The organism is Kordia sp., assembly GCF_965224175.1.
Taxonomy (GTDB): Bacteria; Bacteroidota; Bacteroidia; order Flavobacteriales; family Flavobacteriaceae; genus Kordia.
This window is the reverse complement of the sequence record NZ_OZ245041.1, coordinates 429,924-447,363: the sequence shown is the minus strand read 5'-3', so window position 1 is coordinate 447,363 and position 17,440 is coordinate 429,924. Positions and strand designations below refer to the sequence as shown.

The window sequence follows — 17,440 nt, the reverse complement described above, 5'->3', positions numbered from 1 at the left end:
TTATAATTTCTATAATTGTGAAAAATTGAAATTAATCTAACTTACTTTCTGCTCCTAAAATTCGTATCTTTGCGCTTTTGCGAAAAACTATGACGAATTACGAAGAAAATATAGAAGTTCAAGGTGCTAGAGTTCACAACTTAAAGAATATTGATGTTACTATTCCCAGAGAAAAGTTAGTCGTAATTACAGGACTTTCTGGAAGTGGAAAATCATCACTAGCTTTTGACACCATTTATGCAGAAGGACAACGCCGTTATATTGAAACATTTTCTGCGTATGCACGTCAGTTTTTAGGCGGATTGGAACGTCCAGATGTTGATAAAATTGATGGTTTGTCTCCCGTAATCGCCATAGAACAAAAAACAACGAGTAAGAGTCCGCGCTCTACAGTTGGTACCATTACAGAGATTTATGACTTCTTACGCCTTCTATTTGCACGAGCTTCTGATGCGTATAGTTATAATTCTGGTGAAAAAATGATCAGTTATAGCGATGAGCAAATCAAAAATTTAATTTTAAACGATTTTAAAGAGAAACGTGTCAACGTCCTCGCTCCTATCATACGTTCCCGTAAAGGTCATTATCGCGAATTATTTGAAAACATCGCCAAACAAGGTTTTGTAAAAGTACGTGTTGATGGCAATATTGTAGATATTGAAAAAGGCATGCGTCTCGATCGTTATAAAACACACGATATTGAAATTGTCATTGATCGCTTGGTGATAAATGATGAGGTTGATAATGATAAACGCCTTACTGAAACGATTAAAACTGCCATGTATCATGGTGATGATGTATTGATGGTTATTGATCAAGATGCGCCTAAAGATGCTCGCTATTTTAGTAGAAATTTAATGTGTCCGTCTTCTGGAATTTCCTATCCGAATCCTGAACCAAATACATTTTCGTTCAATTCACCAAAAGGAATGTGTCCAAATTGTAATGGTTTAGGAACATTGCACGAAGTAAATGAAAGCAAAGTAATTCCTGATACCAAAGCAACGATAAAAGGTGGCGGAATCGCGCCGTTAGGAGAATATAAAAAATCGTGGATTTTCAAACAATTGGAAATTATTGCAGAACGTTACGAGTTTAAACTCAGTGATCCTATCAAAGATATTCCCAAAGAAGCCATGGACGTAATCTTGAATGGTGGAAACGAAAAGTTCTCAGTTGTAAGTAAAACATTAGGTGTAACACGTGATTACAAGATTGATTTTGAAGGAATTGTAAGTTTCATCAAAAACCAATATGAAGACAGCGATTCTTCTTCTATTAAACGTTGGGCAAAAAACTACATGGACAAAGTAAACTGTTCAGAATGTGGTGGTTCACGCTTGCGCAAAGAATCTTTATACTTTAAAGTCAACGAGAAAAACATAGCCGAATTGGCAAATATGGATGTGGTTGAATTGTCTGCTTGGTTTGATGATTTAAAGAACAATCTATCCGAAAAACAACAAAAAATTGCAACAGAAGTTGTCAAAGAAATTTCTACACGTTTGCGCTTTTTATTAGATGTTGGTTTAAATTATCTTTCGTTGAACAGAAGTTCTAAATCACTTTCTGGTGGAGAAGCACAACGTATTCGTCTCGCAACACAAATTGGTTCACAATTGGTAGGTGTTTTATATATATTGGATGAACCAAGTATTGGATTACACCAAAGAGACAATGAAAAACTGATCAATTCGCTTGAATCATTACGTGATATTGGAAATTCTGTAATTGTCGTAGAACACGATAAAGATATGATTGAACGTGCAGATCACGTTATTGATATTGGACCAAATGCAGGAAGACACGGCGGTGAAATTATTTCGGAAGGTACACCAGAAGAATTACTAAATCACAATACATTAACAGCTGCTTATTTGAATGGAAGCAAGGAAATTTCAGTTCCTACAGAACGTAGAAAAGGAAACGGAAAAAAGTTAGTGCTAAAAGGTGCGACAGGAAATAATTTAAAAAATGTTTCTGTAGAATTTCCTTTAGGAAAAATGATTGGTGTTACGGGAGTTTCTGGAAGTGGAAAATCTACGTTGGTAAACGAAACGCTCTACCCTATTTTGAACGCACATTTTTTCAATGCAGTAAAAGAACCAATGCCATACAAAAGCATCAAAGGTTTAGAACATATCGACAAAGTTATTGATATCAATCAGTCGCCAATTGGTCGTACACCTCGTTCAAATCCAGCAACATACACAGGCGTATTTAGTGAAATACGAAGTCTATACTCTAAAACACCAGAAGCGATGATTCGCGGTTACAAACCAGGAAGATTCAGCTTTAATGTAAAAGGTGGACGTTGTGAAACTTGTCAAGGTGGCGGATTACGTGTCATTGAAATGAACTTTTTACCAGATGTGTATGTAGAATGTGAAACTTGTCAAGGAAAACGTTTTAATCGTGAAACTTTAGAGATTCGTTACAAAGGAAAATCGATTGCAGATGTACTGAATATGACAATGAACGAAGCTGTTGATTTCTTTGAACACATTCCTAAAATCTATCGAAAACTAAAAACCATCAAAGATGTTGGTTTAGGCTATATTACGCTCGGACAACAAAGTACAACACTTTCTGGTGGTGAAGCACAACGTATTAAACTTGCTACTGAACTTTCTAAAAGAGATACAGGAAATACGTTTTATATTTTAGATGAGCCAACTACAGGACTTCATTTTGAAGATATTCGTGTACTAATGGAAGTTTTAAATAAATTAGTCGATAAAGGAAATACGATTGTGGTGATTGAACATAATATGGATGTGATTAAAATGGCGGATCATATTATCGATATTGGTTATGAAGGCGGAAAAGGCGGTGGGCAAGTGGTGACTACGGGAACTCCAGAAGAAGTTGCTAAACATAAAAAGAGTCATACTGCACGTTTCTTAAAGAAGGAATTAAATTAAGAATATTTCATTATAATTTAGTTATAAAACTACAAATACATCCTTAGTTCACTTCTAAGTATAAAATTATTTTCAATTGAAACTACACAAAAAGGAAAAGAGTGAATCAATTAAGAAACACTCTTTTCAACACCTGAATTAATAATAAACTACGTAAAACTAAACTCTAATTTTTATATTTCTTACTATTTGTTTTGTGATTCTACAACTACATAAAACTAATGTGAGAAAAGCTAATTCTTTTGAGTGTGTAATTAGAAATGTATACCAATAGTCGAGTAGCTTTATCATCATTAAATTTTTATTTAAATAATTTTTATGATGTAAATAAAGCTACTAAACCCTTATGTATACAATATAAATATGGTGAAGCGGAAAAATCGCCCGTGAAGATTCCTTTTTAGAGGTTGGAAAAATACCTTTTATATATAATTATAATATATTCCTGAATTATTTTTATTCGATATCTCTTTTAGGTATTAAAATTAGCATTTGATATTAATATTATGCACAGATTCTATCTTCCATAACTTCACAAAGAAATTTTTCATTCTTTATGATGGAGATAATATTTTTAATATTGAAATTAATTCCTTCTATTCGAATAACTGTATGACCGCATGGAAAAGCTAATCCTGTTTCGTCCATATCAAAATTAATTTTTAGTGTCGGAAAATTACTTTTGAGCATTTCTACTACTTTTTCTGCATCAGTCTGTATCTTGATGTTTGTAATAAAAACTTCTATCATATTATTTTGTAAGATTACTTAAAATTGTTCTTGTGTCAATTCCATATTTGTCATAGCGCCTGCAATGTTACCACTAGCAACTGCATTAGCCACTGAACGCATCATTGTTGAATTATCTCCACAAGCGAAAACTCCTTCTATACTTGTTTTTTGAAATTCATCAACCTTAATATGTCCTCGATCTGTTAGCTCACAACCTAAAGAAGCTGGAATTTCCGAATGTTGTTCAAACGGAATAGCTGCATAAACAGCATCAAATTTCATTTTTTTATTATTCTTGAAAACAATTTTATTGACATGCCCATTTGAATGTTCTATTGCTGAAACCTCATTTTCAATAACTTTTATATTATTTTGTTGAAGTTTGCTGAGTTGTTCTGTATCAAAATCGGCTTTTCCAGAAGTTAGAATTACAATCTTATCTGTAAGATTATTTACTAAAGAAGCAACATGAATAGCTGTGTTACCATTTGCCATAATTCCTGTTTTTTTACCTTTGAATTCATATCCATGACAATACGGACAATGAATCACTGAAATTCCCCAACATTCTGAAAATCCGTCAATGTCTGGCATTGTATCTTTAATTCCTGTCGCAAAAATCACTTTCTTTCCTGTAAATTCTCTTCCTTTTTCTGTGCTAATACGAAAACCATCTGCAGATTTTTTTCCTTTTATAGCAAAATCTTTTACAAAATGAACCGTATCATAATTCAATACTTGTGTTTTTGCTTTCTCGGAAATTTCAGCAGGTGTAGTGCCATCATGCGTAATAAAATTATGTGAATATGGAGTCTGCCGATTACACGGAAAACCCCCATCAATAATTAATACATTTCGCAAAGAACGTCCTAAAGCCATTGCGGCAGAAAGACCTGCATAGCTTCCTCCTATTATGATAACTTCAAAATTATTATCGTGATTCATATCATTAAATTTTATAAAATTTGTTAATGAGCTTGGTATTGCCAAAGCTAACGCAAGCATACTTCCTTGTTTTATTACTTCTCTTCTAGTCATGTTTTATATTGCAACTATGTTGCACCAAAATACTTTGCAAAGATATTGTTATTTTGTATTATTGCAACTCATTCGCAATAATATTTTTATCAAGCTATGAAAAGAAGAAATACACCTACAAAAGAAGCGGTGATCAATGTTTTATCTAAAACGAGAAAAGCAATGAGTCAGAGTGCTATTGAACAAGAAATAAACTTAAAGATTAATAGAGCAACTATCTACAGAGTATTAAATCGTTTTTGTGAAGATGGTGTTTTACATCGAATAGTCGCAGAAGATGGCAAACAGTATTTTGCGCTTTGTATTAACTGTGAGGACAGGAAATTGCCTGACAACCACTTTCATTTTCGTTGTACAAGTTGTGAAACTATAGAATGTTTAGAAGAACCTGTTCACTTTTCAATACCTAAGCATTATTCTGTAGAGACCATCAATTGTGTACTAACTGGTGTTTGTGCTACATGCGCTTCAATATCTTGATGTATTTCTCAACTTATTACTTATTCTTTAATGATTTTATCAAAATTAAAATTTATGGCAAACTCCTTTTATCGTGAACAGTTGAATTGCGATCATCTCTTTACTGAAAGCTATATTGCACATGTTTCTTGTTTATCTTACATTTATAAGAAATAACAGAAAATTATAAAAAACTAAACTATTTAGTTTTTTATACCTAACCAAGCAAAACCACCATATGAATACCTTTAAAACACTACTCATTTGCCTGTTTTTATTACCTATATACAATCATGCTCAAAAAAGAAAAAAGAAACAAAAAGAACCTACTGTAAAACTTACTGATTCTTTATTTCATGGTTTAAAATGGCGAAATATTGGTCCATTTAGAGGTGGAAGAAGTGTTGCATCTACCGGAGTCGTTGGACAACCACACACCTACTACATGGGTTCTACTGGAGGTGGAATTTTTAAAACTACTGATGCTGGTATTACTTGGAAAAATATTTCTGATACATTTCTTAAAACTGGATCAGTTGGAGCTATTGCCGTATCTGAAAGTGACACCAATATTGTAGTTGTTGGTATGGGAGAGCATGCAGCACGTGGTGTAATGACCTCTATGGGAGATGGTGTTTATAAATCTATGGATGCTGGAAAAACCTGGAAACATATAGGACTGGAAAATACTCACCATATTTCAGATGTAATTATTCATCCTACAAACCCAGATATTATATATGTGGCAGCTCAAGGTGCGCAATATGCACCTACTTCAACAAGAGGTATTTATAGAACTACAGACGGTGGAAAAACTTGGACGCAAATTTTATATGTGAATACAACAACTGGTGCCTCTTCTCTATCTATGGACATGAACAATCCGCGCATTTTATATGCTTCTATGTGGCAACATCGTCGTTATCCTTGGTATATGGAATCTGGTGGAGAACACTCAGGATTATACAAATCTACCGATGGTGGAAATACTTGGACTCAACTAAAAAAAGGCTTGCCTGAAGCTTTTGGAAAATCAGGAATTTCTGTATCTAGAGCAAATTCGGAGCGTGTGTTTGCTGTGATTGAAGCTGAAGGAAAAAAAGGTGGTGTATATCGCTCTGATGATGCTGGAGAAAAGTGGATTCAAGTGAATAGTAATCGTGTAAATATTGCAAGATCTTGGTATTATATGGAAATTTTTGCCGATCCGCAGAACGAAAATATAGTATATGTGTTGAATGCTCCCGTAATGAAATCTATTGATGGTGGTAAAAGTTTTACCAATATTCCAGTTCCACACGGCGATAATCATCATTTATGGATAAATCCTTATGACAATACAAACTTGATTAATTCGAATGATGGAGGTGCTAATATTTCGTTTAATGGTGGAAAAAGTTGGAGTACACAACAAAATCAATCAACATCACAGTTTTATCGTGTGATTACTGATAATTTAGTGCCATATAATGTATATGGTGGACAACAAGATAATTCTGCCATTGCTATTGCTAGTCGCACAAACGATGGCGGTATAGATTGGAAAGATTGGTATTCTGTCGCTGGTGGCGAAAGCGCTTTTATTGCGTTTGATCCAGATAATCCAGAAGTCGTGTATGGCGGAACCTACCAAGGAAATATTAGCACATGGACGAAATCTTCAAATGAACAAAAATCTATCAAACAATATCCTGAATTAGGATTAAGCATTGCGCCAAAAGATGCTAAATATCGTTACAATTGGAATGCGCCTATCATTAGCTCTCCACACAACAGAAAAACGATTTATCATGCAGGAAATGTAGTGTTTAAAACGACTGATGGCGGAATAAACTGGGCAACTATTAGTCCTGATTTAACAAAGAATGAAACAGAAAAACATGGTCCTGGTGGTGGTCCATACACCAACGAAGCGGCAGGTGGCGAAAATTATAATACACTCACGGCTTTGGTAGAATCTCAACATGAAGAAGGTGTATTATATGCAGGAAGTGATGATGGACTTTTACATATTACCAAAGATGGTGGTACTAACTGGGAAAATATTACACCAAAAGGTATTGAAGATGGTATTATTAATAGTATTGATATCTCTCAACACGATCCTGCTACTGCGTATGTAGTTGTGATGCGATATAAATCTTTAGATCTCAATTCATATATCTTCAAAACATCAGATTATGGAAAGTCTTGGAAAAAAATTGTAAACGGATTGGATGATCCAAATGGATTTGCCAGAGTTGTAAGAGCTGATAAAAAGCGAAAAGGGTTATTATATGCTGGTACAGAAACAGGATTGTACGTTTCTAATGATGATGGGGCTTTTTGGCAACGTTTAAATTTAAATTTACCAGTAGTTGCTATTAATGATCTTACGATACAAGATAATGACTTGGTTGCAGCAACTTCTGGACGTGGATTTTGGATTTTGGATGATGTAGGAATACTACAAAATATGACTACTGACAATAAAACTGTCAAAATAGTTACACCTAAACCTAGTTATCGTATTTTTGGAGGAACTTCTACTGCTACAGGACAAGGTTTAAATCCAAAAAGTGGCGTAACTTTCGATTACTACTTAGATAAAGATGTAGATACACTCAATTTAAAATTAGAAGTTTTACAAGGATCAAAAGTAATACGAACTTACACAAACAAACAACCAAAAGGTTTCAAATCGTGGCCTGGAGGACCTTCAAAACCTGAAGTTTTACCTTCTAAAAAAGGATACAACAGATTTACGTGGAACTTTGCCAGAGAAGCGTTGCCTGCCATTAATAAAGTGTTTGTTTTTGGTGGACTTTCGGGTTCAAATGTAGCTCCTGGAAATTATACGTTACGATTAACGTTAGAAGGTGACAGTGTTGAAACAAGAGCTACCATTCTTCCAAATCCTGCGATAAAAGGAACTCCACAAAATTTTGCTGAGCAACAAGAAATGCTAGTTACTATTGAAAATACAATTAGAGACATGCATACATCTGTAAACCAGATGCGTTCTACAAAAACACAATTAAATAGTTATGCGAAGCTTTTAAAAGACAATGAAACAGCAAAACCATTGATAGAAAAAGGAGAAACCTTATTAAAGCGCATCAATAGTTGGGAAGACAATTTGATACAAGCTAAACAAAAAACATTTCAGGATGTTATTAACTTTAACAATAAACTCAATGCACAATTGATTGTGCTTCTAAGATATATAGATCAACCAAATCCAAAAGTTACACAAGGTGCTAAGCAACGGCTCAATGACTTACTAAACGATTGGCAAGTATATACCAATGAGCGTGATGCAATTATTAATACTGAAATGAATGCGTATAATGAATTGTATAAATCATTACATATTCCTGCGTTGATTATTGATAAGAAATCTGGAAATTAATTAGTAACTGAACACATGGCAAAAAATAAAACTACAGAAACAGAAGTAAACGTTTTTGAATTTATCGATTCATATGTTGATAAAGAACAAAAGAAACAAGACAGTCATAAATTGATTGAACTTATGAGTGAATGGTCGGGCTTTGAGCCTAGAATGTGGGGACCAACTATTATTGGTTTTGGACGCTATCACTATAAGTATGCAAGCGGTCATGAAGGCAATGCACCTATTTTAGGTTTTTCACCAAGAAAAGCGCAATTTTCCCTCTATATCTATTCAAAAACAGAGAAAAGTGATGCTTTATTGAAAGATTTTGGCAAATTTAAAATGGGGAAAGCCTGTATTTACATTAAAAAACTGACTGATATAGATGTATCTATCTTAGAGCAACTCTGTAAGGAATCTATCGCCTATATTAATGAACATCATGAATGTAGTGCGTGTAAAAAATAAATTATGACTAACAATAATTAAATATACATACTTCGTCTTTACACCCTAAAAATTGATTTAAAACAAGATACATCACAAAAGCAATTGAATCTTTAAGTATATTTATAAACAAAAAAATAATTTCCTAGTCGAAACTGTGGATAAAAATTAAAAATAACGATGGCAAAAAATATAAAAAAGGAACTCATTAAATGTATATTACTCACGGTAATACTAATGACTCCTTTACTCTCAGCGATTTCTCAAACAACAAAAAATGCTGTTCCCGTTTTCGAAAATGGAGAGGCGCAAATTATCCCTGAGTTTAAAGATTCAAAAAAATGGATTAGACATGATTTATGGGTTGAAACTGAGTTTGATACCGATGGTGATGGAAAGCTAGATAGAATGCACGTCGCTGTTACAAGACCTGAACAAACAGAAACCGAAGGACTTAAATTACCTATTGTATATATTTCGAGCCCATATTTTGCGGGTGTGGCACAAGATATACCTGGCTTATTTTGGGATGTTAAGCATGAATTAGGAGAAGCTGCTAAAGAGCGTGTACATCCACAAGTTACTCGAAGAGGAAAGAGACCAATTATTTCAAATTCTCACATAAGGACTTGGGTACCGAGAGGCTATATTGTAGTACACTCCTCTTCTCCAGGAACTGGACTTTCGCAAGGTTCACCTACCGTTGGTGGTGATAACGAATCATTAGCTCCTAAAGCTGTCATTGATTGGTTATGTGGACGTATTCCAGGATATACATCTCCTTACGGGAATGAAGAAGTAAAAGCATTTTGGTCAACTGGAAAAGTAGGAATGACTGGAACTTCCTATAATGGAACCATTCCTTTGGCTGCTGCTACAACAGGAGTGGACGGACTAGAAGCAATTATACCAATCGCACCAAACACTTCTTATTATCATTATTATCGATCCAATGGTTTGGTAAGATCTCCTGGAGGATATCTAGGCGAAGATATTGATGTATTATATGATTTTATTCATAGCGGAGATGAATCAAAGCGTGCATACAATAATGCAACAATAAGAGATAAAGAACTAAAAAATGGTATGGACAGAATTACAGGAGATTATAATGATTTCTGGGCTGGACGAGATTATTTGAATGATATGGAACCTATGAAAGCAGCTTTGCTTATGTCGCACGGATTTAACGATTGGAATGTGATGCCAGAACATAGTTACAGAATTTATGAAGCTGCCAAAGCCAAAGGCCTAGCTTGTCAAATATATTATCATCAAAAAGGACACGGTGGTCCACCTCCTATGAAGATAATGAACAGATGGTTTACACGGTATTTACATGGTGTAGAAAATGGTGTAGAAAATGATCCTCGCGCATGGATTGTTCGTGAAAATGACAGAAGTCAAAACCCTACTCCATATAAAGAATATCCAAATCCTGATGCATCAGATGTAACTCTTTATGTAAGTACCGGGAATCCTAACAAAGGAGGTTTAGGTCTTGAAAAAACTGAAAATCAAGGAATAGAAAAACTTGTCGACGACTTTTCTATTTCAGGTAGCGAATTGGCACAAGCCGAAACTAACAATCATAGATTACTATATGTGACACAAACATTAACAAAAGACATTCACATATCTGGTACAGCAAAAGTATCTATTAAATTATCTAGTAGTAAAGAAGCTGCAAATCTTTCGGTTTGGCTGGTTTCATTGCCTTGGAACACTGAAGATAAAACTAAAATAACAGACAACATCATAACTCGTGGTTGGGCTGATCCTCAAAATTACAAGTCTATACGAAAAAGTGAACCTTTAAAAAAGGGAAAATTCTATCAGGTGACTTTCGATTTAATGCCTGATGATCAAATCATAAAAAAAGGACAGCAAATAGCGCTGATGATTTTTTCAAGTGATAAAGAGTTTACACTACATCCTGATCCAGGAACCGAATTAACCATTGATTTAGATTCAACAACGTTTGTTTTACCAATTGTGGGAGGTATTCAAGCTTTTAAGAGCGCTGTAAAAGAAAATTAAATAATATATACTTATTATTATTTGTATTCTTCTGTTCTTCGATGCAACTTAGAATAGATTTTTAAATAATCAGTATTGTGTGTTTCATTGAACATTGTTGAAATGCAGTTAGGAATCTATTCTATCACTAATTCACGAATTATGTTTCATCCTTTTACGGGAAACCGCATTATGTGATATAGATTTTATTTTACATATATAAAAAACAAAAAGACATCAGCTTTTTTAAATTTTTCTTAACAACTCTCGCTACTCACTACTAAAAAATTCCAAATATTTACTATTTTAGTCGATTAAGGTAATATTTATAAACTATCATTACATTAAATGGAAAATACACCCAAAAATGGCATTCAGGGATTAATTGAAAATTGGCAAAGTGATTTAATTGCGGCAGTGAGTGTAGCGCTCATAGCATTACCGCTTTCACTGGGTATTGCATTGGCAGCTGGAGCTCCTGCAATGTCTGGTATTTTTTCAGCAATTGTTGGTGGTGTAGTCACAACTCTTTATCGTGGAGGACACATATCTGTCAACGGACCTGCTAAAGGAGTTATTGGCGTTATACTTTTAGGAATTACATTAATGGATGATGGTTCTGGTCAAGCATTTAACTATGTATTAGCAGCAGTCGTTGTTTCAGGTGCGCTTCAAACGTTATTAGGATTATTGAAATTGGGACGATTAGCAGACATCTTTCATAGTTCCGTAATTCAAGGTATTTTAGCAGCCATTGGTATTATCATATTTGCAAAACAGATTCATGTAGCTATGGGCACACATTCTGACAGCCCTAGTATTATACAAAATCTTATTGATGCAGTTGTATACTTACCGCAAGCCAATCCTTTTGTGGTTGTTATTGCCTTATCAGGATTACTTTTATTACTATTTCATTCCAAAATTAGCAACCGTTTCTTTCATCTTTTACCTGCACCAATGTGGGTTATAGCGCTTTCTATCCCATTTGTGTATGCTTTCAATTTCTTTGACGTACAAACACTTTCAATCTTTGGAAAAGCATATGAAGTAGGTCCTACTCTATTGCTAGATATTCCCGATACGATCACAGATTCAATAATGCATCCTAATTTTAGTAAAATCAATACTATTGAATTTTGGACGACCGTATTTTCCATGTTAATTATTACAAGTATTGAATCTTTAGCCATAGCAAAAGCAGTGGACAAAATTGATCCTTATAAACGAAAAACCGATTTAAATAAAGATTTAACAGGTATAGGATTAAGCACAATGGTAGCTGGTTTAATTGGAGGTTTGCCAATCATTGCTGTAATTATTCGAAGTACAGTCAATATTCACAATGGAGCAAAAACAAAATGGTCTAATATGTATCAAGGCCTTTTATTATTACTCTTTATTGTAGTATTGAGCCCAATCATGAGGCAAGTACCGTTATGTGCATTTGCAATTTTACTTGTATACACTGGATTTAAATTAGCATCACCAGCAGTTTTCAAACAAGTGTACAATCAAGGAACTGAACAATTAGTATTCTTTATTGGGACAATGATTTTAACCCTTTATACTAATTTATTAATTGGTTTACTTGGTGGATTGTTATTGGCACTTGTAACCCATATGTTATTAGCAAAGCTATCCATTCCACAATTCTTTAAAATGGTTTATAAATCGCGTACAAAATTGGTAAAGCGACCAGACGGTAGTTTTGATTTAAAAATTAGAGGTATTGCGAATTTCTTAGGTATCATAAAAGTAGATAAACTAGTAGCTCAAATTCCTTCTGGAGCTGATGTTAATATTGATTTATCAGAAACAAGATTGGTAGGTATGACCTACATGGATTATCTTGTAGAATATCTAAAAATACAAAGAGCTACAGGTGGTAAAGTCTTTATTACTGGGTTAGATTCGCATGTTTCATCCTCTACATACAATAGAGCTTTAAAAATTAGTTTAGCTAGTTCTTCTAAATTATCTCAAAGACAAAAACGATTACGAAATTTAGCAACAGAAAAAGATTATCAATATGCAAGTCAGGTAGATTGGAATACAATTTATCTGAAGAAATTCCACTTTTTTGAAATTAGACCTATTGAACGCAAGTATAATTGCCTTAAAGGAACATTTAAAGATGTAGATATGTCCTGGGAGATTGCAGATGTCACATACAATGAGGGACAGGCTTTTACAGCTGAGACGTTTAACACAACACTAATGGTCTTAAAATTGAATAAAAAAATACCTGTCTTCACAATGGAAAAAGAAGGTGTTTTAGAAAAAATATTTGACCGAGTGATGGCATTTACAGGATATAAAGACATTGATTTTGATATGTATCCAGATTTTTCTAAAAAATTCCTACTCATGGGGAATAATGAAGCTGAAATTCGATCATTTTTTACAGATGAAATTATTCGCTTTTTTGAAAATCATCAAATTTATCATTTAGAAAGTAATGGTGAAGCACTCATAATTTTTGATAAAATCAAATTGGCGCGTACAGATGAAACAATTGCATTTATAGAATATGGTAAAGAATTGGCTACGCTTTTAAATGCAAAGATATCATCATAACTAGAACTTTAGGCAGTGTAAGAAACCTACTAAAAAAGCTAATGAAATGAAAATAATGCGATCTAATATCTTATAAGGAAGCATTCTCTACTTTCGGTTGATTAGGTAGTTTTTATTCACGAAGATACAACTCCACATATTTTCATTGGATTTAGAACAGAATTTTGAGCTATATACTATAGAGATTATAAAAGATATAGTAATATTCAGAATATAGTCAAAACTAAAAATTATTATCTTTCTGTACATGATGATTTTTTTGAGTTAAATATTCAATATCCAAATTCCCTAATGAAGAAAAGTTGGAATAAAAAAACTAATTAAGTTTAGATGAATTATATCAGGTTAGAATAAAACCCTTTTATAAAGAAAAACTATAAAAAAATTAATCAAACCAAAAAGTATACAGAATACGAAAATGTGTATAACGTTTGAAAACAACTTTACAACGACCTTTGTTTTATTCTTTTAAACAATAAAAACACAAGTAAAGATGAATACAAATAAATTTGGAAAAAAGGGTTGGACTCCTAATAATATAGATAACCTAAAAGGCAAAACATTCCTCATTACTGGAGCTAACACAGGTGCTGGCTTTGAAGCTGCAAAAATATTATTAAGTAAAGATGCTGAAGTAGTGATGCTGAATAGAAACGAACAAAAATCACAAAAAGCAACCGAAGAACTTAAGGAACAATTTGGAACAACCGCTAAAATTTCATTCATTATTATGGATTTAGCTTCGCTTGATTCAGTTCGGAATGCCGCAAAAGAAGTAAATGAAACGATTTCCAAGATTGATGCGTTGATTTGTAATGCTGCCATTGCACAAGTCCCCAAACTAAAGTTTACTACAGATGGCTTTGAAAGTCAGTTAGGTGTAAATCATTACGGTCATTTTTTATTGTGCGGATTACTTTATGAAAAAATAGAACAATCCAAAGGACGTATTGTTGTTGTGGGAAGCGAAGGTTACAAAATGGGGATTAAAACTATTCAATTTGATGATATGAATTGGAATAGTAATTACCATCCTATGAATACTTATTGCCACAGTAAATTGGCGCAAATAATGTTTGCTTACGAATTACAAGATCGAATTAAAACTGCTAATAAAAATGTAAAAATATATGTGTGTCATCCTGGCGCTTCCGCTACATCATTGATTAAAAATAGCGGCGGTTTACGAGATCGAATTATTTTTGGATTATTGTCTATGACACCTTTAGTTCAATCAGCAGAAAAAGGAGCTTACCCAGAAGTTATGTGTGCTACAGAAGAAAAATTAAACCAAAAAGCATATTATGGTCCAACAGGAAAAATGAATTGGACTGGACCAGTCGGCGTATGTAAATTAGAACCATACGCTAAAGACAAATCTGTGGCTACAAAACTTTGGACAGTATCTGAAAAAGCTACAAATTATAAATGGAATTTGTAAATTAACGAAATGGAACATTTTAAAACATTATCTGCTTATTTAGCATACGTTAAACTTCCGCGTCCAGAACATCCAATGCTCAGTGTTTTCGCTGTAAAAGGCGAAGATTATCTTCCTTGTCCGAAAGAGAGTTCTCCTCCTATTACTAATGATTGCTATTCCATTAGTTTAAAGAAAATTGTAAAAGGTGATGTTAATTATGGGCGCACAAAATATGACTTTACCAATGGCGCATTAATTTTTATTGCTCCAAGACAAGTGCTGCAATGGGATAAAACTGTGGTATACAAACAAAAAGGTTTCTCTATAAATTTTCATGAAGATTTTATCAAAGGAACAGAATTAGTAGAACAAATAAAGAAATATGGTTTCTTTTCGTATGCTGTCAATGAGGCATTGCATCTTTCTCCTAAAGAAGAAAAGCAAATTGAGTTCATCGTTGAAAATATTGAGATTGAATACCAGAACAATCAGGATGAGTTTAGCAAAGACATTATCATTTCGCAACTAAGCACGCTTTTAAAATATGCCAATCGTTTTTACAAACGACAATTTTTAAACCGAAAAGAGTTATCCAATGATTTATTAGAACGATTTCATGCGGAACTATCAGTATATTTTGATTCTGGAAAAGTGTTAGAGAAGGGAATTCCAAGCATCGAATACATCTCACAACAACTATCTGTCTCTCAACGCTACTTAAGCGATACACTCAAAAAAGAGACAGGAAAAACATCTACCGAACATATACAATTGTATCTGATTGATACTGCAAAAAACAGACTATTAAATCCTAATAAAACCATTTCAGAAGTTGCATATGATTTAGGGTTTGAGTATCCACCCTATTTTTCAAGATTATTTAAAAAGAAAGAAGGTATCAGTCCGTCAGAATATCGTGAAAAGTATAAAATGAATTAATTTTTTAAAAGCGCAAAGAATTTTTAATTCAATAATCGCTCACTAATACTTCACAATGAATCTCAGAATATTAAAAAACAACTCTACAACTGTATAAAATACGTCGCATGAAATCCAAAAAAGAAATTTCCATCATTGAAATTGAAATTCCTTGTGGTTTGTGTAATAAACGTATCTTCATTAAAAAATGGATTGTTGGTCATTTTAAACTGTAATAACAATTTACTTACTTCCCAATTAGCGCCAAGAGAAAAGGCTCCAAACGTTTCGCGCGACTCTAATTCGTTGGCTAAATAATAATATTCAGATACAATAGATACATGATTGTTCAACTTATAACGCGCACCAAAACCAATTGCAAAATGATTAAGATCATCTAAAGGTGATCTCGAAGAAGCTCTATGAATAAATGTTGGAGAAACTTGCAATGAAAAATTTCTTGAAAACTTTCGGGCAATCAATACTTGAGATGCAAAAGCTAACTTACTTCCAAAATCTCTTCTCGACTCAATACCATTTAAAAAACGAGTTCGGTAGGCTGCGGTTTGTAGTAATGTAACACTAAACGGATTTTTACCATCATCTGTTTGTCGAAACAATCGATACTTTAAGTACGAATCTAAAATACCACTTGGACTACCTGCACTATAACCAAAACCAAAAGTCAAACGATCTGAAATACCATAATCTAAACCAAAACGCGCAGACATTTTATCTGCCACAAATGAACGTCCGTTTGAATTAGGAATATTCCAATAAAGTGACATGAATGAAATTTCGAGTGTGTTTTTTTTACGTGTTTCTACAGAATGCCCAATAGATATGTGCGTTCCTTTAAAAGTAGCCATCGTATAATTATCAATATCTTGTTGCTCATTATTAAGCTTATCTAACAGATTCTGAGCTGTTACAAATGGAGATATACTTAAGAAAAGTACAAATATTAGGAGCTTACTTTTCATAGGGCGCATAATTAAAGTTAAACGATACTTCTATTTTCTTTGAAATATTAGGCGATAGTAATGGTGGTACATTAATATTATAATCATCAATCAAAACATCGAGTGTTCCTGCAATGGTAAATCCATCTGATGTTTTTGTAATATCTGCCTTTATAGTTATTGGTTTTGTAATATCTTTTAAGGTAAAATCACCTTTTATAATTCTAGTTTGTGTGCCTTCATTTGTAAGATCTAAATCTTCTATACGCCCATTAAAAGTAGCTTTGGGATATAAATCTGATTCTATATAACTTTCGTTAAAATGTTCATGCATCAATGATTTTTTAAACACAAAAGCACGCATTAAAATACTTACGGCAATTTCTTCTTTTTCAGGATTAAAAAGACTCAATACCTGATTGTTGGTTGCTTGAATATTTTCTACGGAAGTATACGAGAAAAACGTAACTTGTCCTTGCCGTTCTATATATTCATTACTTTCGGAGGTAATACTAGAGGAAATAATAAAAATTAATACTAGTAAAAGTTTATTCATAAAATT

Annotated in this window: 12 protein-coding genes; 8 read left to right on the top strand and 4 right to left on the bottom strand. The window is 33.3% G+C overall.

Going from position 1 to position 17,440, the window contains the following annotated elements; genetic code table 11:
- The first annotated feature begins 89 nt into the window (after positions 1-89).
- Positions 90-2,924, top strand: a complete 2,835-nt coding sequence (uvrA, locus tag ACOQOS_RS02125; protein ID WP_420573310.1) for an excinuclease ABC subunit UvrA — start codon at positions 90-92, stop codon at positions 2,922-2,924.
- A gap of 504 nt (positions 2,925-3,428) precedes the next feature.
- On the opposite strand, the gene ACOQOS_RS02120 is transcribed toward uvrA, so the two are convergent.
- Together ACOQOS_RS02120 and ACOQOS_RS02115 are read right to left on the bottom strand one after the other, a co-directional pair.
- Complete coding sequence (locus ACOQOS_RS02120) at positions 3,429-3,674, bottom strand: hypothetical protein (RefSeq protein ID WP_420573309.1); 246 nt, start codon at positions 3,672-3,674, stop codon at positions 3,429-3,431.
- Between the two features lie 18 nt (positions 3,675-3,692).
- Entirely contained in the window at positions 3,693-4,601 is a 909-nt protein-coding gene (locus tag ACOQOS_RS02115) for an NAD(P)/FAD-dependent oxidoreductase (RefSeq protein WP_420575122.1), read from the bottom strand.
- A gap of 189 nt (positions 4,602-4,790) precedes the next feature.
- On the opposite strand from ACOQOS_RS02115, the gene ACOQOS_RS02110 reads away from it, so the two are divergent.
- The 7 genes from ACOQOS_RS02110 to ACOQOS_RS02080 all read left to right on the top strand — a co-directional run bounded on the left by ACOQOS_RS02110 (position 4,791) and on the right by ACOQOS_RS02080 (position 15,937).
- The gene (locus ACOQOS_RS02110) at positions 4,791-5,174 is read left to right on the top strand and encodes a Fur family transcriptional regulator (RefSeq protein WP_420573308.1); all 384 of its coding nucleotides are present in this window, start codon (positions 4,791-4,793) and stop codon (positions 5,172-5,174) included.
- Positions 5,175-5,391: 217 nt separating this feature from the next.
- Entirely contained in the window at positions 5,392-8,544 is a 3,153-nt protein-coding gene (locus ACOQOS_RS02105) for a VPS10 domain-containing protein (RefSeq protein WP_420573307.1), read from the top strand.
- 15 nt (positions 8,545-8,559) lie between these two features.
- The gene (locus ACOQOS_RS02100) at positions 8,560-8,997 is read left to right on the top strand and encodes a DUF1801 domain-containing protein (protein WP_420573306.1); all 438 of its coding nucleotides are present in this window, start codon (positions 8,560-8,562) and stop codon (positions 8,995-8,997) included.
- Positions 8,998-9,213: 216 nt separating this feature from the next.
- Complete coding sequence (locus ACOQOS_RS02095; RefSeq protein WP_420575121.1) at positions 9,214-11,016, top strand: Xaa-Pro dipeptidyl-peptidase; 1,803 nt, start codon at positions 9,214-9,216, stop codon at positions 11,014-11,016.
- Positions 11,017-11,343: 327 nt separating this feature from the next.
- A complete protein-coding gene (locus ACOQOS_RS02090; protein ID WP_420573305.1) occupies positions 11,344-13,575 on the top strand; it encodes a SulP family inorganic anion transporter in 2,232 nt (743 codons plus the stop codon).
- A 493-nt stretch (positions 13,576-14,068) separates the two neighbouring features.
- On the top strand, positions 14,069-15,016 hold the full coding sequence (locus ACOQOS_RS02085; protein WP_420573304.1) for an SDR family oxidoreductase: 948 nt from the start codon (positions 14,069-14,071) through the stop codon (positions 15,014-15,016).
- 9 nt (positions 15,017-15,025) lie between these two features.
- Complete coding sequence (locus tag ACOQOS_RS02080; RefSeq protein WP_420573303.1) at positions 15,026-15,937, top strand: helix-turn-helix domain-containing protein; 912 nt, start codon at positions 15,026-15,028, stop codon at positions 15,935-15,937.
- An 83-nt stretch (positions 15,938-16,020) separates the two neighbouring features.
- Here ACOQOS_RS02080 and ACOQOS_RS02075 read toward each other — a convergent pair whose 3' ends face one another.
- Complete coding sequence (locus ACOQOS_RS02075; RefSeq protein ID WP_420573302.1) at positions 16,021-16,899, bottom strand: DUF5777 family beta-barrel protein; 879 nt, start codon at positions 16,897-16,899, stop codon at positions 16,021-16,023.
- Positions 16,889-17,434: a YceI family protein gene (locus tag ACOQOS_RS02070; protein ID WP_420573301.1), complete on the bottom strand. Its 546-nt coding sequence runs from the start codon at positions 17,432-17,434 to the stop codon at positions 16,889-16,891. Before ACOQOS_RS02070 ends, ACOQOS_RS02075 begins: the two co-directional genes overlap by 11 nt.
- Between the last annotated feature and the right edge of the window lie 6 nt (positions 17,435-17,440).

What these genes read in the sequence shown, in the direction of transcription:
- uvrA (WP_420573310.1), top strand. Translation starts at nt 90, where the DNA reads ATGACGAATTACGAAGAAAATATAGAAGTTCAAGGTGCTAGAGTTCAC.
- ACOQOS_RS02120 (WP_420573309.1), bottom strand. Translation starts at nt 3,674, where the DNA reads ATGATAGAAGTTTTTATTACAAACATCAAGATACAGACTGATGCAGAA.
- ACOQOS_RS02115 (WP_420575122.1), bottom strand. Translation starts at nt 4,601, where the DNA reads ATGAATCACGATAATAATTTTGAAGTTATCATAATAGGAGGAAGCTAT.
- ACOQOS_RS02110 (WP_420573308.1), top strand. Translation starts at nt 4,791, where the DNA reads ATGAAAAGAAGAAATACACCTACAAAAGAAGCGGTGATCAATGTTTTA.
- ACOQOS_RS02105 (WP_420573307.1), top strand. Translation starts at nt 5,392, where the DNA reads ATGAATACCTTTAAAACACTACTCATTTGCCTGTTTTTATTACCTATA.
- ACOQOS_RS02100 (WP_420573306.1), top strand. Translation starts at nt 8,560, where the DNA reads ATGGCAAAAAATAAAACTACAGAAACAGAAGTAAACGTTTTTGAATTT.
- ACOQOS_RS02095 (WP_420575121.1), top strand. Translation starts at nt 9,214, where the DNA reads ATGACTCCTTTACTCTCAGCGATTTCTCAAACAACAAAAAATGCTGTT.
- ACOQOS_RS02090 (WP_420573305.1), top strand. Translation starts at nt 11,344, where the DNA reads ATGGAAAATACACCCAAAAATGGCATTCAGGGATTAATTGAAAATTGG.
- ACOQOS_RS02085 (WP_420573304.1), top strand. Translation starts at nt 14,069, where the DNA reads ATGAATACAAATAAATTTGGAAAAAAGGGTTGGACTCCTAATAATATA.
- ACOQOS_RS02080 (WP_420573303.1), top strand. Translation starts at nt 15,026, where the DNA reads ATGGAACATTTTAAAACATTATCTGCTTATTTAGCATACGTTAAACTT.
- ACOQOS_RS02075 (WP_420573302.1), bottom strand. Translation starts at nt 16,899, where the DNA reads ATGAAAAGTAAGCTCCTAATATTTGTACTTTTCTTAAGTATATCTCCA.
- ACOQOS_RS02070 (WP_420573301.1), bottom strand. Translation starts at nt 17,434, where the DNA reads ATGAATAAACTTTTACTAGTATTAATTTTTATTATTTCCTCTAGTATT.